Annotated in this window: 20 protein-coding genes and 1 tRNA gene; 8 read left to right on the top strand and 13 right to left on the bottom strand. The window is 42.6% G+C overall.

The window, feature by feature from the left end; all coding sequences use genetic code 11:
- Window positions 1–31 precede the first annotated feature (31 nt).
- The 5 genes from ACSVDE_RS04625 to ACSVDE_RS04605 all read right to left on the bottom strand — a co-directional run bounded on the left by ACSVDE_RS04625 (window position 32) and on the right by ACSVDE_RS04605 (window position 7,011).
- Window positions 32–1,063: a cytochrome d ubiquinol oxidase subunit II gene (locus tag ACSVDE_RS04625; protein ID WP_439299792.1), complete on the bottom strand. Its 1,032-nt coding sequence runs from the start codon at window positions 1,061–1,063 to the stop codon at window positions 32–34.
- Window positions 1,064–1,074: 11 nt separating this feature from the next.
- Window positions 1,075–2,403 carry a cytochrome ubiquinol oxidase subunit I gene (locus ACSVDE_RS04620; RefSeq protein WP_439299791.1) on the bottom strand — a complete coding sequence of 443 codons (1,329 nt, stop codon included), beginning with the start codon at window positions 2,401–2,403 and terminating at the stop codon, window positions 1,075–1,077.
- 260 nt (window positions 2,404–2,663) lie between these two features.
- Window positions 2,664–4,466 (bottom strand): ABC transporter ATP-binding protein, encoded by a 1,803-nt coding sequence (locus ACSVDE_RS04615; protein ID WP_439299790.1) that lies wholly within the window; start codon window positions 4,464–4,466, stop codon window positions 2,664–2,666.
- 18 nt (window positions 4,467–4,484) lie between these two features.
- Window positions 4,485–6,239 (bottom strand): ABC transporter ATP-binding protein, encoded by a 1,755-nt coding sequence (locus ACSVDE_RS04610; RefSeq protein ID WP_439299789.1) that lies wholly within the window; start codon window positions 6,237–6,239, stop codon window positions 4,485–4,487.
- 229 nt (window positions 6,240–6,468) lie between these two features.
- Entirely contained in the window at window positions 6,469–7,011 is a 543-nt protein-coding gene (locus ACSVDE_RS04605) for a peroxiredoxin (protein ID WP_226552054.1), read from the bottom strand.
- Window positions 7,012–7,372: 361 nt separating this feature from the next.
- On the opposite strand from ACSVDE_RS04605, the gene ACSVDE_RS04600 reads away from it, so the two are divergent.
- Window positions 7,373–8,218, top strand: coding sequence for a mechanosensitive ion channel family protein (locus tag ACSVDE_RS04600; protein ID WP_439299788.1), 846 nt, complete (start codon window positions 7,373–7,375; stop codon window positions 8,216–8,218).
- A gap of 56 nt (window positions 8,219–8,274) precedes the next feature.
- Window positions 8,275–8,478 carry a ChaB family protein gene (locus ACSVDE_RS04595; protein ID WP_439299787.1) on the top strand — a complete coding sequence of 68 codons (204 nt, stop codon included), beginning with the start codon at window positions 8,275–8,277 and terminating at the stop codon, window positions 8,476–8,478.
- 41 nt (window positions 8,479–8,519) lie between these two features.
- Here ACSVDE_RS04595 and ACSVDE_RS04590 read toward each other — a convergent pair whose 3' ends face one another.
- From ACSVDE_RS04590 to ACSVDE_RS04575, 4 genes are all read right to left on the bottom strand, one after another.
- A complete protein-coding gene (locus ACSVDE_RS04590) occupies window positions 8,520–8,768 on the bottom strand; it encodes a YkuS family protein (protein WP_226552059.1) in 249 nt (82 codons plus the stop codon).
- 240 nt (window positions 8,769–9,008) lie between these two features.
- The gene (locus tag ACSVDE_RS04585; RefSeq protein ID WP_439301929.1) at window positions 9,009–10,130 is read right to left on the bottom strand and encodes an N-acetyldiaminopimelate deacetylase; all 1,122 of its coding nucleotides are present in this window, start codon (window positions 10,128–10,130) and stop codon (window positions 9,009–9,011) included.
- 25 nt (window positions 10,131–10,155) lie between these two features.
- Window positions 10,156–10,875: a 2,3,4,5-tetrahydropyridine-2,6-dicarboxylate N-acetyltransferase gene (dapD, locus tag ACSVDE_RS04580; RefSeq protein WP_439299786.1), complete on the bottom strand. Its 720-nt coding sequence runs from the start codon at window positions 10,873–10,875 to the stop codon at window positions 10,156–10,158.
- Window positions 10,876–10,942: 67 nt separating this feature from the next.
- Window positions 10,943–11,824, bottom strand: coding sequence for a LysR family transcriptional regulator (locus tag ACSVDE_RS04575; RefSeq protein ID WP_439299785.1), 882 nt, complete (start codon window positions 11,822–11,824; stop codon window positions 10,943–10,945).
- Between the two features lie 125 nt (window positions 11,825–11,949).
- On the opposite strand from ACSVDE_RS04575, the gene ACSVDE_RS04570 reads away from it, so the two are divergent.
- Together ACSVDE_RS04570 and ACSVDE_RS04565 are read left to right on the top strand one after the other, a co-directional pair.
- Window positions 11,950–12,693: a sulfite exporter TauE/SafE family protein gene (locus ACSVDE_RS04570; RefSeq protein WP_439299784.1), complete on the top strand. Its 744-nt coding sequence runs from the start codon at window positions 11,950–11,952 to the stop codon at window positions 12,691–12,693.
- Window positions 12,690–13,061: a VOC family protein gene (locus ACSVDE_RS04565; protein ID WP_439299783.1), complete on the top strand. Its 372-nt coding sequence runs from the start codon at window positions 12,690–12,692 to the stop codon at window positions 13,059–13,061. The genes ACSVDE_RS04570 and ACSVDE_RS04565 overlap by 4 nt, the downstream gene beginning before the upstream one ends.
- A gap of 12 nt (window positions 13,062–13,073) precedes the next feature.
- Here ACSVDE_RS04565 and ACSVDE_RS04560 read toward each other — a convergent pair whose 3' ends face one another.
- Window positions 13,074–14,606 (bottom strand): MDR family MFS transporter, encoded by a 1,533-nt coding sequence (locus ACSVDE_RS04560; RefSeq protein ID WP_439299782.1) that lies wholly within the window; start codon window positions 14,604–14,606, stop codon window positions 13,074–13,076.
- 66 nt (window positions 14,607–14,672) lie between these two features.
- Window positions 14,673–15,728 carry a magnesium/cobalt transporter CorA gene (gene corA / locus ACSVDE_RS04555; RefSeq protein ID WP_439299781.1) on the bottom strand — a complete coding sequence of 352 codons (1,056 nt, stop codon included), beginning with the start codon at window positions 15,726–15,728 and terminating at the stop codon, window positions 14,673–14,675.
- 159 nt (window positions 15,729–15,887) lie between these two features.
- Between corA and ACSVDE_RS04550 the strand changes: the two genes are divergently transcribed.
- From ACSVDE_RS04550 to ACSVDE_RS04540, 3 genes are all read left to right on the top strand, one after another.
- The gene (locus ACSVDE_RS04550; protein WP_439299780.1) at window positions 15,888–16,061 is read left to right on the top strand and encodes an aspartyl-phosphate phosphatase Spo0E family protein; all 174 of its coding nucleotides are present in this window, start codon (window positions 15,888–15,890) and stop codon (window positions 16,059–16,061) included.
- A 344-nt stretch (window positions 16,062–16,405) separates the two neighbouring features.
- Window positions 16,406–16,675, top strand: coding sequence for a hypothetical protein (locus ACSVDE_RS04545; protein WP_439299779.1), 270 nt, complete (start codon window positions 16,406–16,408; stop codon window positions 16,673–16,675).
- Window positions 16,676–16,712: 37 nt separating this feature from the next.
- On the top strand, window positions 16,713–16,952 hold the full coding sequence (locus ACSVDE_RS04540) for a hypothetical protein (protein WP_439299778.1): 240 nt from the start codon (window positions 16,713–16,715) through the stop codon (window positions 16,950–16,952).
- Window positions 16,953–17,553: 601 nt separating this feature from the next.
- Here the strand turns inward: ACSVDE_RS04540 and ACSVDE_RS04535 are convergent.
- Together ACSVDE_RS04535 and ACSVDE_RS04530 are read right to left on the bottom strand one after the other, a co-directional pair.
- Window positions 17,554–17,629 (bottom strand) — tRNA-Val (locus ACSVDE_RS04535).
- A 119-nt stretch (window positions 17,630–17,748) separates the two neighbouring features.
- Window positions 17,749–18,261 (bottom strand): phosphatidylglycerophosphatase A family protein, encoded by a 513-nt coding sequence (locus tag ACSVDE_RS04530; protein WP_439301928.1) that lies wholly within the window; start codon window positions 18,259–18,261, stop codon window positions 17,749–17,751.
- 152 nt (window positions 18,262–18,413) lie between these two features.
- Between ACSVDE_RS04530 and ACSVDE_RS04525 the strand changes: the two genes are divergently transcribed.
- Window positions 18,414–19,142 (top strand): alpha/beta hydrolase, encoded by a 729-nt coding sequence (locus ACSVDE_RS04525; RefSeq protein ID WP_439299777.1) that lies wholly within the window; start codon window positions 18,414–18,416, stop codon window positions 19,140–19,142.
- Window positions 19,143–19,187 lie beyond the last annotated feature (45 nt).

Below are 19,187 nucleotides of genomic sequence, written 5' to 3'. Positions count from 1 at the left end.
ACGTTCAATCTCATCATATTGTATCATATTTTCATATGATTTTTCTTGAATCTCTCGTCCCTTCCACATACTTAGCATCGAATAGGAACATTCTCATCAAGAGGATCAATGACGGAATCAGCAATAAGAGTCCTGCAATAAATGCAATGACAAGTGCAACCCCCATCGTTTCGTTTGTAAATCCTGTGTCAATCGTAATATATGGATACAGGATATAGGGGAGATGAGACGCTCCATAACCGAAGAACGCGAAGAAAAATTGCAGCATGACAAAAATGAATGCTGTACCATACCTTTTATTTTGATAGACAAACCATACCGCGATATTGAAACAAATGAACGATATGATGAAAAAGTACGAGTAATCCAACATCCTGTTGAAATGCTCGATGTTATGGCTTCTTAGAGCCAGGAATACGAGAAAGCTCGCTAATATCGTAGGAGGGCTCCAGAAAAGGGCGAATTTCCTGAGAAGCGCCAAAGCCTGGGTATCTTTCGCTTTGCTCGCATAAAAGGATAAAAACATCGCACTGATATAGAGCACACTGACGATCGCCAAGAATACAACCGCCCAAGAATAAAAGCTTGTGAACAACTCTCCAACGAGAAACACTACCGAGTCGTTTTCGACCGTTATGAAACCACCTTCAGAAATCGTTAGAGCGGTAGACAAGGACGCGGGAATCAATAAGCCTGTAGCACCATATAGGAAAGTATACAAATGACTCTCCTTCGCCCCATAATTACCGAAAGCATAGAAAGAACCACGTATGGCAAGAAGCACTAGAGCGATACTGCCCGGGACTAGCAAAGCCGTTCCGTAATAATAAGCTGTACTCGGAAAGAATCCTACTAAACCGACAAAGAAGAACACGAAGAATACATTCGTCACTTCCCAAACCGGAGATAAATACCGACTGATGATGTTATTGATGATATGGTCTTTCTTCGTAATCGTCCCGTAATAGGCAAAAAATCCTGCTCCGAAGTCAATCGATGCAACAATCAGATACCCGTACAAGAAAATCCATAAAACAGTGATTCCGATCAGCTGTATTTCCATCATAACCCTCCTTACCGATCCATTTGTTCAAATTCGGTTTCCACTGGATTGTTCCTAAACATTTTCAATAGTACAGTCGTACAGATCCAACCGAGCACGACATAAAGTGCAAAGAATAGGATGAACATGGATCCTACATGTTCACTGGTGGTCGCACCATCCTTCGTTTCCATCACATGCCACAAGATCCACGGTTGTCGCCCCACTTCTGAGAAGATCCAACCAAATTCAATGGCCAGCATGGCTAATGGACCTGAAATGACGATTGCCCATAAAAACAACTTAGATAGACTCCATGCCTTCTTCCATTTACTCAAAATGAGATACACAGTGGATAAAGCTGCGAGAAACATACCGATTCCGACCATTGCGTCGAAAAGATAATGGATGAAGAGCGGTGCCCTTTCATCTTCAGGAAATTCCTCCAAACCGATCACTTCCGCATTCGGATTACCGTGAGCGAGTATACTGAGAAAATTCGGCAGCCGAAGACCGTATTTCACTTCATTGTTTTCATCAAGTACACCACCGACAATCAAATCTGCCCCCTTTTCAGTTTCAAAATGCCACTCTGCTGCAGCTAGTTTTTCAGGTTGATATTCTGCCAGATATTTACCTGAGAAGTCCCCGATGACTGCCGTCGAAATCGCAAATACGAATGCCGTCACCATTGTGAAATGCAGGGCTTTTTTATAATAAGCGCTTGGCCCTTTTTTCAAAATCAGAAAGGCTGTCAAGGCAGCCAGAACGAAAGCGGAAGTCAAATAGGCAGAAGAGATGACATGTGAAGCCTTTGTAGGTGTTGCCGGATTAAACATTGCAACGAGGGGCTGGATTTCAGTAATTTGACCGTCCTCAAGCTTGAACCCCTTTGGTGAGTTCATGAACGCATTGACTGTTGAGATGAAAAATGCCGATAAAGTCGACCCGATGACGACGGGAACGGAAATCAACCAGTGATAATATGGATTTTTGAATCGATCCCATGTGTATAGGTAGATTCCTAGGAAAATCGCTTCAAAAAAGAACGCAAACGTCTCAAGAAAGAGTGGAAGACCGATCACTTGCCCTGCTACTTCCATGAAGCTTGGCCACAACAAGGATAATTGTAGTCCGATACAGGTCCCCGTCACAACGCCGACTGCTACTGTGACGACGAACCCCCTCGTCCAACGTCGGGCAAGCAAACGGTAATGCTCATCATTCCGGCGGATTCCGATCCACTCAGCCCCGCTGATCAATAACGGCACTCCCACCCCCAGGGTTGCGAATATGATATGAAAACCTAACGTCATACTGGTCAATAAACGACTCAGCATAGCACTATCGAGTTCTGGCATCTAAAATCCCCCGCTTTTCTCTGCATAGTATCCATTCCGTACAAGTCATAATTCTTTACCCTAAATCGGAACTCCTGAAAACGATACGAGACGAGTAGTACATTTATACTCTTACGATTCAGTGAAGATATTGTGATGAATCTCACAATTCATTCCACCTATATCGTATCAAGTACCAGTGAGTTTGTGAAGTATTGAGCATATTGTCAGATTTAAAAAGAGTGGAACCTGCTGGACACAGGCTTCCACTCTCTTCTGTATTACATGGCGTCCAACATTCTGAACTGGGAAACGATCAGATCGTAGTATTCACCTTTTTGTTTCATCAATTCGTCATGGTTCCCTTGTTCAATGAGGGTACCATGATCGAGAACAAAAATGTTGTCTGATTCCCGAATTGTAGATAGTCGATGTGCGATGATGATCGCTGTTCGACCTTTAAGAAGTGTTTGTAGAGCGTTCTGGATTTTCAACTCTGTCTCGGTATCAATACTTGCAGTCGCTTCATCCAAAATGAGAATTCTTGGATCTGCAAGCAATGCTCTCGCAAATGAAATCAACTGTCTTTCACCAACCGACAACACATTACCTCGTTCTTCAACTTCGGTTTCGTATTGATTATCCAGCTTTTCAATGAATGCACTTGCACCAACGGCCTCAGCCGCTTTAATGACTTCTTCATCTGTTGCATCTGGACGACCGAACCGGATATTTTCCATGATCGTGCCGGAAAAAATGAATGTGTCTTGAAGAACGACGCTGACTTTTTGCCGTAAACTATCCAGCTTCACGTCTTTAAGATCGGTCCCATCAATCTCGACAGCACCTTTCGTCGGATCATAGAACCTGCTGATCAGGTTGGCGATCGTTGTTTTACCTGATCCCGTATGACCGACGAGAGCGACCGTTTCACCAGCACCTATCGTGAGATTGATGCCATTCAATGCTTTACGTTTCTCATCATACGCAAATTCCACATCTTTGAATTCAATCTTACCATCGATTTCTTTGAATGTAATGGCATTTTCACGTTCAGAAACATTTGGTTTTTCATCTAAAAATTCGAAGATCCGTTCACTAGAAGCCATTGCAACCAACAGCTGGTTATACACTTGACCCATACGTGAAATCGGTTCCCAGAACATGCCGAGATAGAAAGCGAATGTTACGAAAACGCCGTAATCCATCCCGTTTTGAATCAAATACACACCAAACCAGATCAAGATAGCCGTTCCGATTGCATTGGACATTTCGACGAACGGACGGAAGACGGCACTCTTCTTCGTTGCATCCTTCCAGCTTTCAAACGTTTCCCCATTCACACCTTTGAAGAATCCCATGTTCTCCTTTTCCTGTGTATAGGATTGGGTAACACGGATCCCCTGAATACTCTCGTTTAAATGGGAATTCATTTTTGCTTGTTTAATCCGGACCGTCTGCCAGGAACGACGAATATTTCTTCGAAGTCTTGTTGATATGAAAAACATGATCGGCAGGATGATCATGATGGCCAGCGTCAATTGCGGACTCAACACGAACATGATGATGATAATCCCGACGAGCAGAAGGAAGTCCATCAAAAGATTGATGACCCCGTTCGTAAACAGTTCCTGCAACGAGTTGACATCATTGATGATCCTCACCAGGATCGAACCGCCCGATCGCTGATCGAAGAACCGATGGGACAATCGTTGGATGTGTTTGAACAGACCCTGACGGATGTCGTAGATGATGTATTGTCCGAGCTGATTCGTCCACTTGATCCGGAATGAGTTTGCAATCCAGGAAAGGATATATAAAGCAGAAATCCCGATGATCAGTTGGATCAGTAACGTTTCATCCTTGTCTTTGATTGCATGGTCGAACAAAAGAACCCCGATGAAAATCGGAATGACCAATCTTACCCCTGTTGTAATGAGCATCGTTATGATTGCTTTCGGAAGCAGATTGGATTGGTAAGGCTTCATATATCCGAATAGGCGGAGCATTTGCTGCCAATTGAACTGTTTTTCAATCGCCTGGTCTTGAGAATAATGAAATCGTTTATTCGTATTCGAACTCAACTTGTTTCACCCCCATTTTTAACCTGTTTGTCTTTGTTTAATGACTTCTTTATCTTTATACTGGATGTCATAGACGCGTCGGTACATGCCATCCTGTTCAATCAGTTGTTCATGCTTCCCTCTCTGGGCGACCTTACCTTCTTCAAGCACCAAGATTTCATCCGCATGTTTGAGCGACGAAATACGATGAGCGATGATGAATGTTGTGCGGTCCTTCATCACTTCCTGGAAAGCTTTTTGAATCTTGAATTCGGTTTCCATATCAACAGCACTGGTTGCATCGTCCAGGATGAGGATACTTGGATCAGAAAGAATCGCTCTTGCGATGGCAATTCTCTGCTTCTGTCCACCGGACAATCCCATTCCACGCTCTCCGAGAACGGTGTCATAACCGTCTGGCAGCTCCATGATGAACTCATGTGCTTGCGCACGTTTTGCAGCATCGACAACTCTTTCAATCTCAATATCAGCATCTCCATAAGCGATGTTGTCCCTTATGGTAGAAGAGAACAAGAATGTTTCTTGGAGCACGACTCCGACATTCTTCCGAAGAGATTTGATCGAATATTCCTTGATGTCTCTTCCATCAATGAGGATTGAACCTTCTTTCGGTTCATAGAAGCGAGAGATCAACTGGGTAATCGTCGTTTTACCTGCTCCCGTTGCACCTAGGAGACCGATTGTCGTTCCTTTCGGAGCTTTGAATGAAACATTTTTCAAAGCTTCTTCATCTTCACTTGCATATTTGTGCGTTACATTTTTGAATTCGACATCTCCATTCATCCGTTTGATGTCCAAAGGGTTCTCGACGTCTTGAATGTCTTCAGGTTCATCCAATATTTCTAACAGACGTTCACCTGATGCTTTTGATTGGGAGAACGTATTGATGACGAATCCGAGCATCATGATCGGCCAGATGATGTACCAGACAAGACTGAAGAACGCAACGAGCTCACCTGGTTGTAGATCACCATTGAATACGAGGAAACCTCCATAAGATAGAAGGAACACGACACAAAGGTTCCCGATCAGTTCCATGAGTGGGAAGTACTTTGCCCAAATGTCTGACGTGTTCAAGTAGTTATCTCGATAATCCTTATTGTTATTTACGAACTTACCAATTTCGAAATCTTCACGGGACAATGATTTGATCGTGTTGATTCCACTTACGTTTTCCTGCACTTTCGTATTCAATCGTCCCATCGATTTACGGATACCCCGGAATGCGGGATGCACTCGTTTATCGAACCGGTAGACGGCAATAGCCAGGAAAGGAAGCATTCCTAAGGTCACCAATGCCAACGGAATGGAGTAATAGAACATGACCGCTAAACTGAACGAAACCAACAACAGGAAGTTGATGATTTGTGCGAATCCGAAGGATAAAAAGAACCGAAACCCCTCAACATCCGCCGTCAAGCGTGACATCAGGTCTCCGGTCTTCGCATTGTCATAGTATCGAAACGGTAAGTATTGGAGCTTCTTATATAAAGCTTGCCTTAACTTATATACCGCCGTAACCCCGAACAAATCACCAAGATATTGATGAAAGAAGGTAGCTGTCCCTTTGATCATCATGATGAAAATGAAACCGATGGCCAAATATGGGATCCACCTATATTGTTCTTTCAGGATGACTTCGTCGATCGTGAATTGTAACAACATCGGATATACGACGGTTATTCCGGATACAAACAATAACGAAAATACGGATAAAAGGAAGTACTTTCGATAAGGCCAATAAAACTCTTTCAACCGCTTAAACGTATCCAAATTACACACCTGCCTTTTATGTATTGTTTAAAAAGTCATAATATAAATAATATAACGGAATCCGAAATAAATAACCATAATTTTGCTTAAATTGATGGATCAGGTTTTAGATTGAACTGGGAAATCCCTTGTTTCAAGTGTGCATCTACAATACGTATGAATATTCCGAATATTATATGCCGTAAAAAAAGAGACTGACTTAGAAGTCAGCCTCTCTTTCAGGCTTAAATTACAAAGTTTCTTGACCTGGCTTCCAGTTTGCAGGGCAAAGTCCGCCAGTTTGAAGAGCTTGTAGTACACGTAGCGTTTCATCAACGTCACGTCCGATGTTGTTGTGGTTCACAACAGAGTACATGAGCTCGCCTTCTGGGCTGATGATGAATAGTCCACGAAGTGCTACACCTTCTTCTTCAATTAGAACACCATAGTCATCAGAAACTTTGTGGTTCGTATCTGCTGCTAGTGGATATTTCAATTGTCCAAGACCATTGTCATCACGGTTTGTGTTGATCCAAGCCAGGTGAGTGTGAATTGTATCAGTAGATACACCAATCACTTCAGCATCAAGATCTTCAAACTCGTCGTAACGGTCGCTTAGTGCCGTAATTTCAGTCGGGCAAACGAAAGTGAAGTCCATTGGATAGAAGAAAAGAACTGTCCACTTGTCGTTTTTCATGTTTTCTTCAAGGCTTACTTTACCGAATTCTTTGTTTGGAAGTACTGCATCCATTTCAAAGCGCGGTGCTTGTTTTGCTACCATACGTTCTGCCATTGTGTAAAACCTCCTGAAAGATGAAAGATTTTATTAAAAAAGGTTCGTACAGGTGGGGTTGTCCTACCTGTCACATCCCCTTTCTTAACTCCATTTTTTCTACAGCTATAATTATAGTTAATCCTTTCTTAATAGTCAATATTAAGTGAGAATTAGTTTAATATAGCTTTTAAGACAAGATTACTATTCCCAATTTCTTCTTATTTTAATCAGGAAAGCCCCTGTCCATCGTCCATTCTACCTTGTTTCATCTCTTAACTCAAAGGATATACTTATAGAAGACCATATCAATTGCGATTAACCACTTTAATTGGTTATAGTGGTACTAGCCTATCATCATGAATCAAGGAGTTGAAGCAGATTGACAGATATTATTGCGAACATTGATTGGGCAGGAATACTGAAAAATATCGGGATCACCTCCATTAAACTGATTGTCATCCTGATTATTTTCGCCATTGTAAAAAGCATAGGAAATCGACTGATTCGTACATCATTTGAAAAATTAGAAAACAGAAAAGATATGACAGCAGGTCGGGCACACACACTTAGAAGTCTGACAAAGAGCATTTTTTCTTATGTACTGATCTTTATACTCGTAGTAGTCGTTCTAGGTACGTTCGGAATTGATATTGCTGGTCTGATTGCCGCTGCAGGTATTGTAGGATTAGCGATCGGATTCGGTGCACAAGGACTCGTAAGTGACGTCGTGACTGGATTTTTCATCTTACTGGAGAAACAATTGGATGTAGGTGATTATGTAACAGCAGCAGGTATGGGTGGAATCGTTGAAGAAACAGGTTTGCGTACAACCCATATCCGTGGATTCGATGGTACATTACACTTTGTTCCAAATCGTGAAATCAGCACAATCAGTAACCACACGAGAGGTAATATGAGAGCTTTAGTGGATATCGGTATTTCTTATGATGATGATATCGATAAAGCGATTGAGGTCCTACAAGAGGCTTGTGATCGAGTTGCGGAAACGAATGAAAACATCGTAGATGGACCAAATGTCGTTGGTGTTCAAGAGCTTGGAGCTTCTGATGTCGTAATCCGTGTCATTGCACAAGCGAAGACGAACATGCAGTGGGCGGTTGAACGTGAACTACGTAAAGCGATGAAACAAGCGCTTGATGCAAACGGAATTGAAATCCCATTCCCTCATCAAGTGTATATCAACAAGACGGAAAACAACGGCTAAGTTTATCTGACCGTCATTCCGGGTACCCTTCTTATCAAAAAGGAGGGTACTTTTTTATGCCATACGATAAGAAAAGTGAACTGCCTGACCAGGTAAAGGACAACTTGCCAAAACACGCTCAAGAAATCTATAAAGAAGCCTTCAACTCAGCAAGCGAGCAATATGATCAAGAAAAGACAGCACACAAGGTCGCTTGGAGTGCGGTAAAAGAAAAGTACACCAAAAATGAGAACGACAACTGGGTCAAGAAAGACGATTGATAAAAGAAGGGATAGCCTCGGGCTATCCCTTTCATTATGGATTATGATTGTTGGAAACGTTGATCGATTTGTTGGCACACATCATCTGCAGACATTCCATGTGCATTGATGACAGACCCTTGTGTCATGGTATTCTGGATCCCCATCACGTTTTCATCCTGACCTGTGATCACACAGCAATCACAGTCAGCCGCATCTTGCTCTTGTTGCAATTGTTTTACATCGTATCCTTTGCTTTGAAGCGCCTCTTGTACAGCAGACAAAGATTGTTCAACTCCAATACGTGGCATACCTTCCACCTCCTCCGCACTTTCTCTTAAGTTAACCGGATGTGGCAGGCGATATGCACGGGATGTGTGGTGATGAAGGCATTGGCATGGATCAAGAGCTTCTTGCGGGGTGCGATCTCGAAGATTTCGCGTTTTCGGGGTGCACAATAGCCTCTTGCGAGGTGCGATACTCCGTTTCCTCCCCGTTTCGGGATGTGCAACCACCGCTCATCCCACAAAAAAGAGCCCTCCACCAGGGCTCTAGTTCGCTTTTTTGGTTATATAATCGACGAGCAGATCAACTGCTACCTTGAGTGCATCTTCATTCGGTTCAATCTTTGAGTGATGCAATCCATACGGTGTATCGACGCCGAGCCAGAACATGAATCCAGGGATCTCTTTCAAGAAATAACCGAAATCTTCTCCTGTCATCGCTTTATCACTCACAACGAGCTCATACTTGCTATCCTCTACAAACTTCATGAACTCCTCAGTCAGCTCAGGGTCATTGTCAACCTGATAATAATTCGCGCCATAATCGATTTCTGCCTCGCATTCAAATCCAGTTTCAATGCCGGAAACGAGTGCCTCGATCCGCTTCTTCACGTTCTCCATCGCCTCTGGTGACAATGTACGGATCGTCCCTTCGATTCGCGCTTTTTCCGCAATGATGTTCTGTTTCGTTCCACCCGTGATTTTACCGATTGTAACGACTGCAGAGTCCAACGGATCGATGTTCCGAGAAACGATCGTTTGCATCATGGAAACGAGATTACTGCCCGCAACAACCATGTCATTCGCCTTGTGTGGATAGGCTGCGTGACCACCTTTTCCTTTCAGATCGATGAACAATTCTGAGGTGTTAGCGAACAATAACCCTTCCTTCGTACCAATCGTACCGACCGGCAATTCAGGTGAAATATGGAGAGCCACCATCATATCAGGTCGAAAAGCATTGAACTCCATGCTTTCCAGAATAGGGAGCGCTCCACCTGGACCTTCTTCTGCTGGTTGAAATACAAACAATATATGATCCTTCGGCTGATTGGATGCAAAGTGCGTCAGAACACCAAGCGCAATCGTCATGTGAAAATCATGACCACACGCATGCATCATCCCAGGGTGTTCTGATTTGAAATCGTATGAGGTTTCCTCTTCAATCGGTAACCCGTCGATATCCGCCCGATAACCGATCGTTTTCTCCGGGTCCGCTCCATGCACCTTTACCATTAGGCCTGTCTTCCACTCCATCACTTCAAGATGTTCTTGTGGCAACGACTGGATTTTATCTAACAAAAAGCGCTGGGTCTTCACTTCTTGAAAACCCAGCTCTGGTATACGGTGTAGAGAGCGGCGAATATCAATGAGATCATCGTGGGATATCATTTCTGCCCTCTCCTTTTTCAAATTAGTCTTCCTTCAACTGGCGAAGTTCTTGCTTGATTTCAGTCTTTCCTTTTGTCTTCTCATCAATTTTTTTGATGACGCGAGCTGGTGTCCCAGCGACAACAGACAGTGGAGGTACGTCTTCAGTCACGACAGCTCCTGCTGCGACAACGGAGCCTTCTCCAACTGTAACACCTTCAAGGATTACAGCATTTGCACCAACGACAACGCCATCTTCAACGACGACTGGCTTTGCAGAAGGTGGCTCGATGACACCTGCTAATACAGACCCTGCACCGATGTGGCAGTTCTTACCGACTGTTGCGCGTCCGCCAAGGACAACGTTCATGTCGATCATTGTACCTTCACCGACGACAGATCCGATGTTGATCATAGCACCCATCATGATGACTGCATTTTTACCAATTTCAACTTGGTCACGGATGACTGCGCCTGGCTCGATACGAGCTTGTACGCCTTTCAAGTCCAACAGAGGTATTGCAGAGTTGCGACGATCGTTTTCGATTACATAGTCTTCAATCGCAGCTTCGTTCTGTTCAATCGCAGCTTTAATTTCTTTCCACTCACCAAAAAGGACGCCAGTATTCCCAGTAATGAATGATTTCGTAGTCGATCCGAAATCAATTCCTTCAATATCCCCTTTGATATGTACTTTGACAGGTGTTGACTTTTCACTATTTTGAATAAACGAGATGATCTCGTTTGCATCCATCATTTTCATAAACCAATTCCTCCTTCAATTTTCTCAATCTCAATCGGATTAATTTTATCGTATTTTCACGCTGTTGTTAAGTATGACCGTTTCCCTTCATCTCATTGATGAGGTCGATGAACGCTTTCACTTGCTTCAATTGTTGCGAAGCTTCACTGTATATAATCCACGTATCCCGCACCAGCGGCTCTTTCTTCTCATTCTTGATCGGGATCGTATGGAAGTTCGATTCTTCTTTCGGAAGACTGATCGACGGTAAAATGGCATAACCGATTCCGTTGAGGGCCATCTGTTTGCATGTTTCGATCTGGTCGACGACTATCGTACGCTTTGGTGATGATTTGAACTGACGAACCCACCAGTCCTGAATCTCTTGATAATAAGTAGAATGACTTTTGAACTGGATGAAAGGTCTCGTTGTTCCCTCTAACTCTTCAAGGGACTGGATTTTCGTATCCACGAGATGTAATTCATCAGATATCAAGTGTTCTTTCGGACCTTTCCAATCCGGATGACCTCTGATGATCCCTACATGGAAATGGTCTCCGTAAAGTTGTCTCTGAACCTCACTACTCCAGCCCGTCACGAGCGAAATTTTCACATTTGGAAATCGCTCTACATATTCCTTCAGTACTTTAGGCAGCCAATATTGACCGATGATCGACGCTACCGCTAGTTTCAACGTTCCATGGACAACGTCTCCCATAGACAATACTTCGTCTCTCACTTCCTCTTCTGTCTGTATCGTTCGATTGACGAACTCGATGACCTTTTCCCCTGCAGGTGTCAACGTCAATCCCTTCTGAGAGCGGATGAACAGTTTCGCTCCCCACCGCTGTTCAATTGATTGGAGACGTTGGCTTAACGCAGGCTGGGAAACATATAGTCTTTCTGAAGCCTTTCGCATGTTCAGTTCTTCTGCGAGAATATTCAATACATGGAACTCCGTCATTTGCATGACTTACTCACACACCTTGGTCCATAAGTTTTTCTTATCATAAAGTATAAATTAATTGTCATTTTATTATAACGAATCATGCCATAAGATAACACTATAAGCAAACTTGGAAGAAGGTACCAAAAATGACGCTACTTTTGATATTGATCGGATTCAGCGCAACATTCATCGGCACATTAGCGGGCAGTGGCGGACTCATCAACCTGCCTGCCATGTTGGTAGCAGGGATTCCCATCCATACTGCCATCGCATCCAACAAGTTCTCGAACATGCTCAGTTCATTCTCCAGTTTCTATGTATTGTTACGGAAAAAGGAAGTCCAATTCCGGGCCGCAGCCAAAATTGCACCATTCAGCCTAGCAGGCGGTGTAGTAGGTGGCATGATTGCATCCTCTCTATCGGAAAGGACGATGCTTTTGATCGGAATCAGCCTGTTGATCTTTGCTTTCCTTCTATCGTTTTTGAAAAAACCGCCAAAGGTCGATGATGGGATAGAGCGATTATCCAAATGGTCATATCCAGGTCTTTTCGGCATCGGCACTTATGACGGCATGTTCGGTCCCGGGCAAGCGACCTTCCAGATGTATCTGTTCTTCTACCAGGGCGTTTCATACCTCAGGACCATTGCGTATACGAGGTTCAATACCTTCCTAAGCTGTTTAGGCGCATTCGTCAGCTTCTATATTGCCGGACACTTGGATTGGAAAATTGCACTCCCTCTAGCTGTTGGTTCACTGATTGGTGCACAGACAGCTGTCCGCCTCGCAGGCAAATTCTCGAAATCAGCCGTCAAACTCATTCTGAGAGCCATCACGATTTTATTGTTGCTACAGTTGATCTATCAAATGATTGGAGGAAAACTTTCATGACGAAAATACATTTTGAAAGATTACACCACGTTCAAGTTTGCATCCCCACAGGTGAAGAGGATACCGCCCGAAACTTTTACACAGAAGTTCTAGGGCTCGATGAAATCGAGAAACCCGAAGCGTTGAAAGCAAACGGCGGCCTCTGGTATGAAGTCGCCGGTATTGAACTGCATATCGGGACAGAGCCTCATACCGAACAAAGTAAAAGACACCCCGCATTTGCTATCAGAAATTTGGAACAGGTCAAGGAATATCTCATCCAAAAAGGTGTCAAGATCAAGGAAGAAACCCAAATTCCTGGTATGAAACGATTTTCGTTTTTCGACCCATTCAACAATCGGATCGAACTTTTAGAGACCGATAAGTAAGGAGAATGTCATTTAGACACTCTCCTTCTCTGTTTTATTCTGTTGATCCTTCTTAGGTAAAAACGCAATTAAGATGAAACTCATCACTGCTAGAATGAAAACCCCGAGATAGACACTGTCCATGGAAATAGTAAGCCCTTCTTGCAGGAGTGACAACGTTTCTGGAGAGAGTTTCTCCCTTTGGGATTTTTCGAGCAGGATGTTTGCAGCATCAATCGATATAGATTCATCCAGGTTGGCATTGTTTTCTTGTAAGTATGTTTGTAGTTGATTGTTCAAGATTCCTCCGAGTAGACTCGCTCCGATTGCACTTCCTAAAATCCGCATGAACATATTCGAAGCGGTCGCGACCCCACGCTTCTTCCAATCAACAGAAGACTGGATGGAGACGATGAACGTGGTCGTAGACAGACCCATACCGACTCCTATGATGAATGACCCGATTCCTGCCCATATCGGACCTTTGGAAGGATCCAGATTCATGAAGAAGATGGACCCAATCATGAGCGCTACGCCACCACCTACAGCGACGGTACGGAAACCGAGTTTGATGATCAGCCTTCCTGCAAGTGTGGAAGCGATCGGCCAACCGATAGACATCGTCGTAAGGGTGAATCCAGCTACGAGTGGCGACTCTTCCATCACCCCTTGAACATAAGCAGGCAGGAAAGAAGATACTCCGAACAGTATCGCTCCAGTAGTGAGTGACGCTAGATTAGCCAATGTAATCAATCGATCTTTCCATATACTCAATGGCATGGTCGGTTCTGCAGCCCTTTTCTCCTGATAGATGAAGAGCATGAAGCTCACTGCAAACAGACTGAACAGACCGATGATTTGCCAGGAAGTCCAGGGTAATGTGACACCGCCTTGAATGAGAGCGATCATTAAGCTGCTAACTGCCACAAAAACCAAAAACGCACCTATGTAATCAATTTCATGTTTTTTCTTTTCAACGTCTTCATGTAAAAATAAAACGGTACCGAGAATCGCAAGTATACCAAGCGGGATGTTCAACCAAAAAACGTATGCCCAATCAACATAAAGGACGATGAAACCACCCAATGCTGGCCCTATGACAGCTGAAATTCCCCAAACACTTTCTAAATATCCTTGGATCTTCGCTCTTTCTTCCATTGTATACATATCACCGACGATGGTCGTGGCGATCGGCATGACCGCTCCCGCTCCAAGACCTTGTATCAATCGGAACAAGATGAGCATTTCCATTGATTCTGCAAACCCGCACAAGATAGAGCCAATCATGAACAACCCTACACCGAAGGTAAAAACAGGCTTTCTCCCGAAGAGGTCTGATAGCTTACCGTAGATCAATATGGTGACCGCTTGCATAAGTAAATAGGCCGAAAACACCCAACTGTATAATCTGAAACCACCTAAGTCAGCCACGATGCTCGGCATAGCAGTCGATACGATCGTCCCTTCGATCGCAGCCATGAACATAGCCAAGATGACAGATGTTAACACGAGTGGACGGATCGTTGATTTCTCCCGAATCCCCGTTAGAATATCCTCTTTCGTCATGCTTTCACTTCCAATTTCTCTATTTGTAAACTCCTCCCATTATACCAACCATTACTGAAAATTGGGTCAGAACCAGCGTTTTCTTTTGAAATAGAGAATCATCCCAAGCGTCATCGCAATCATCAATCCCCAAACGACTGGGTATGCCATCGGTTCATCCAACTCAGGCATATACATGAAGTTCATTCCGTAGATACCAGCTATGAAAGTCAAAGGAATGAAGATCGTCGAAACGATGGTCAGTACCTTCATGACCTCGTTCATCTTATTGCTGACACTTGAAAAATAAACGTCCAGCAAGTTCGCTGCCATTGTTCTCGTCATCTCCACAGTATCCATGACATGAATGATATGGTCGCTGACATCCTTCAAATAGAACCCAGTATTCAAGTCAATCACTTTCGTTTTTTCTAGTCCTGTAATGATTTCTTTTACTGGCCAGACGATCTTCCGTAGATGCATGCCGATGTTCTTATAATAATAGATTTGCTGTAGGACGGTCTGATCGGGATTCATCACCATGTCTTCCTCTATTTGCTCGATATCCGATGAAATCCGCTCAGATTCAATCAGATACTGATCGACTATGGCATCTAATATGGAATAGACGAGATATCCCGCGGACATGTTGCGAATTCTCCCTAGGTTTTGGCGGATCGCTTTCCGTACAGGTTCAAGCACATCCCCTTCCCTTTCCTGAATTGTAAAGATCGTCTGGTCCTTGATAATGATACTTATCTGTTCTTCTTCTATTTCTACTTCCTCTTTATTGAACCAGACCATCTTCAAGATCATGACAACGTAATCGTTCAGTATGTTGATCTTGGGCCGGTGCTCTGTATTCAAAATATCCTCAATCAACAATGGATGTACACCGTATTCATCCCGGATGAATTTGAAGACATTGATATCGTCTAAACCTTCTATGTTCACCCAAGTGACGGATTGAGAATCTGTATAGGGAAGGATATCTTCAACTTGATCCACTTTCCTCTCTACCAGATTTTCACCCAAATAATCAATGATTGATATTTTTGTCGTAGAGGCTTCTTCATCTCCAACGTAAACCAATGAGCCTGGGGGAAGACCTTTCTTTTTCACCATTTCTCTTTCCTTACTCATCTTTTCACCACCAATAGGATAAAATGAATGTCGATTCATTATGCCGTCCAATTCTATTTCTGTCGAATCTTAAGAACTTTAGACGAATCTATTTTCAATATCTTGCTTTTGTAAGATAATGTACAAGGCTAATCTTTACAATAGACGGAGGGAAGATAAATGTTATCACTCACCATCGAGCGCAAGCGAGCACAAATGTTAGAAACCGCTAAAATCCATGGCATGTCATCGACAGAAACGTTGAAATGCAGTCAAGAATTAGACCGTCTTCTACAGCTACATCTCTCGAATCAATTGCGAGATCGAAATAGGGCATTTAAAAAGATTTCATGATTGTATCGTAATATATTTCGAGTAGTGAAATAAATAAAATTGAAGACTCTCCAATGGCAATACCTCTATCTCATCCTTTTCAAGATGGTACTCATCATTTGTAAATCTAATATACCCTTACTTCCATGTCTGAACACTTCTTCAACTTGTCATATACGTTTACAAAAGAATACTAGGATGGCTTTATTCATTTAACATCCATTACGATGTTTCACTTCGTATGGGTGTTTTTTGTTTGCATTCAAAGATTCCTCACCTATTTTAGATACTTGTCTATACCAAACCGAGGGCCTTTCCATATAGTGTAGTATAACTGTGAACATTTAAGTAAAGGAGGAATGGTTGTGGGTAGAGGTTTTTTTGGAAATGAGGATTGGAAAAAGAAAAAGGAAGACCGCTGCGAAGGCTGTATTTGTGATGTATTCAGAACGCTAGATAAAGGTGCAAGGGTCAAAATTGCGTTCCTATCAGAAGAATTTTTCACAAACGGTGGTGAGATTAATTTTACATTTTTATGTTTTGATGACAAAACATGTTGCGTTACTTTAAGAGACGATAATGAAGCTGTATTGGTGGATTGTAGAGACATAATCGCAATTGAATTATTGGATTAGTGGCTCTGACACTATATGACCATAGAGAGGAGGAGCGATGATTGTGAAAGAAAATATATGCGATAGCTGCGTATGCCGTTTTTTACAAAATTTAGAACAAGGCACAGAAATCAGAATTGCTATCAAAAACACAGATGATTTTTTTGAAAAGGAAAACTTCTTTTTAGTTTGTTTTGATCCAAAGAATTGTTGTGTGACGGCAAAAAGAGATGATGGTGGTAACATCGTTATCTTCGATTGTAGAGCAATCGCTGGCGTTCAGGTTGTTAATTCCTAACATTAAAAAGGACAAAGGAGGTGTTTATCATGAGTTGTAGTTGCCATTCTATCGATCGGTCGAAGGGAGACAAAAGATGTAAAAGCTGTGCTTGTCGTGTCTTCAAAACGCTAGATGTCGGCACCACAATACGTATTATTATTGGTGATGATGATTACTTTGAAAACCAAGAGTTCACATTTGCGTGTTTTGATGAACAGGATTGTTGTGTCACCTTACAAGATAGGAGCAGAGATGAGACATTCATCGTAGATTGTCGTGCCATTAAAGGCGTGAAATTTGAAAGTTAATGTTTGAAGCTCTTATATCAACAAGGGGATTGACCTAACACAATTTCAGATTAGGATCGGATAGGGGTTATCTCTTTTCAGCTTGTTCATAGTAATAAATCCTCCATTTGTATCATCTGTCTTTATAACATAACTGAAAAGATCTTTAATTGTCCGGTCTTTTTCTTTCCTTTAGTAAAATATTGTTTTAACTACATAAGATATTTGGTTCTTAAATTACGTTTAACAACTTAACTATTACTTTTAAGAATTCCTTTTACATTATAAAAAAACCACTCTCCCATAAGGAAAAGTGGTCGGTTTAATATGTATGGTGACCCGTACTGGGCTCGAACCAGTGACCTCTACCCTGTCAAGGTAGCGCTCTCCCAACTGAGCTAACGGATCATTTTCAGCTTTTAGCGGACAAGTAATACTATACTGGCAATTTATCATTCTGTCAACAGACTAAATAAGATTTTTTGCAGAGCTCCCATTACAGCAAATGGAAGCTCTCATATCGGTAATTATCCAATCCGTTCTTCTTCATCCCGCTTACGGATTTCCTCTTCTTTCAAGTTCTCTTCACGATCTCGAATTCTGTGAGCGAGCCGGCTTGATGCATTCGCAGCTAAACTAGCGATCAAGTCATCCAAGAACGTGTGAACTCCGTTTCCTTTCTTCGTATCTAGCTTTTCGATGATCCCGATTTTCTGTTTATCTAGATGACCGAAAGTCGTAATCGCGATACTTCCGTACCCTAGCACTGCACCCATAGCAATCGTTTCATCAACGCCGAATAATCCTTCGTCCGTTTCGACGATGGACTGAAGGGGTTCAGACAGTTTGTTCTGTTCTGCTAGTTTATCCAATTCGATACCAACCAATAACGCGTGCTGAATCTCTCTTTTTTCGAGCACAGCTTCCACACTCTCAATGCAATCTTCCATCTTCAATGTCGGGGCATATGGAATCTGCATTTCATATACGATCTCGGCTACATCGACAATTTTAATCCCTCGCTCGTTCAATAGGTTCATCGTTGCAGCTTTCACGTCTTTACTGTGTACACGTTTTTTCAAGAAGATCTCCCCTTTCGATGCAAGTTCATGTGTGCTTGCTTATATTCATTATAGCATTTATGTTACAATCAATCTCAGGTTATTCCAATTGTATACGGAGGATGATGACCATGAAACTAAATGGAAAACGTGAAGAGAAAACGATTTATAGTGAAATTCTTGATGAAGAGATCAGCTTATACATCTACTTACCTCCATCTTATACGCCATTGTTACGATATTCCGTACTTATTGCACAAGATGGAAAAGACTATTTCAATCTTGGGAAAATTGCAAGATCATCTGAGACTTTGTTTGAAGATGGTGCAATTGAGGAATTCATCATCGTAGGTGTTCCATATAAAGATGTGAATGATCGTCGTAGAAAGTACCATCCATCTGGTGAGGAACATTCCAAGTATGTCCGATTCCTTGTTTATGAATTGCTACCATTTATTGAAGAAGAATATTCAACCTTGGAACTTGCAAGTGCGCGGGCGATGATCGGCAGTTCACTCGGCGCCACGGTATCTTTACTGACTGCATTAGACTATCCCCGTACGTTCGGGAAGCTTGCACTCCAGTCCCCTTTCGTGAACGATCATGTACTTGAAAGAGTCTCCAATTTGAAGGATCCATCCTTGTTATCCATTTATCATGTCGCTGGTAAGGGCGAAACGGAAGTGGAAACGACAAATGGTGAAATGAAGGACTTCATCAATCCGAACAGGGATCTGAATAAAGCACTCACAGAGCGTTCATTCGGAGAGTATTATTATGAAGAATTCGACGGAGACCATAAATGGACGTATTGGCAGCCTGATATTCCTAAAGCATTGAAGTTCCTTTTTCCTAATTAAGGACAGTCCTTGGAATATGAGTATGAAATAGTAAGAAAATTTGCT

The organism is Pseudalkalibacillus sp. Hm43 (assembly GCF_051842935.1).
GTDB lineage: Bacteria > Bacillota > Bacilli > Bacillales > Fictibacillaceae > Pseudalkalibacillus.
Note: the sequence above shows the minus strand (reverse complement) of the source record. Positions and strands in the feature narration are given on the sequence as shown.

Coding starts and splice junctions, on each gene's coding strand:
- ACSVDE_RS04625 (WP_439299792.1), bottom strand. CDS start 1,063: ATGGAAATACAGCTGATCGGAATCACTGTTTTATGGATTTTCTTGTAC.
- ACSVDE_RS04620 (WP_439299791.1), bottom strand. CDS start 2,403: ATGCCAGAACTCGATAGTGCTATGCTGAGTCGTTTATTGACCAGTATG.
- ACSVDE_RS04605 (WP_226552054.1), bottom strand. CDS start 7,011: ATGGCAGAACGTATGGTAGCAAAACAAGCACCGCGCTTTGAAATGGAT.
- ACSVDE_RS04595 (WP_439299787.1), top strand. CDS start 8,275: ATGCCATACGATAAGAAAAGTGAACTGCCTGACCAGGTAAAGGACAAC.
- ACSVDE_RS04590 (WP_226552059.1), bottom strand. CDS start 8,768: ATGCCACGTATTGGAGTTGAACAATCTTTGTCTGCTGTACAAGAGGCG.
- dapD (WP_439299786.1), bottom strand. CDS start 10,875: ATGAAAATGATGGATGCAAACGAGATCATCTCGTTTATTCAAAATAGT.
- ACSVDE_RS04575 (WP_439299785.1), bottom strand. CDS start 11,824: ATGCAAATGACGGAGTTCCATGTATTGAATATTCTCGCAGAAGAACTG.
- ACSVDE_RS04570 (WP_439299784.1), top strand. CDS start 11,950: ATGACGCTACTTTTGATATTGATCGGATTCAGCGCAACATTCATCGGC.
- ACSVDE_RS04565 (WP_439299783.1), top strand. CDS start 12,690: ATGACGAAAATACATTTTGAAAGATTACACCACGTTCAAGTTTGCATC.
- ACSVDE_RS04560 (WP_439299782.1), bottom strand. CDS start 14,606: ATGACGAAAGAGGATATTCTAACGGGGATTCGGGAGAAATCAACGATC.
- corA (WP_439299781.1), bottom strand. CDS start 15,728: ATGAGTAAGGAAAGAGAAATGGTGAAAAAGAAAGGTCTTCCCCCAGGC.
- ACSVDE_RS04550 (WP_439299780.1), top strand. CDS start 15,888: ATGTTATCACTCACCATCGAGCGCAAGCGAGCACAAATGTTAGAAACC.
- ACSVDE_RS04540 (WP_439299778.1), top strand. CDS start 16,713: ATGATTGTGAAAGAAAATATATGCGATAGCTGCGTATGCCGTTTTTTA.
- ACSVDE_RS04530 (WP_439301928.1), bottom strand. CDS start 18,261: ATGAACCTATTGAACGAGCGAGGGATTAAAATTGTCGATGTAGCCGAG.
- ACSVDE_RS04525 (WP_439299777.1), top strand. CDS start 18,414: ATGAAACTAAATGGAAAACGTGAAGAGAAAACGATTTATAGTGAAATT.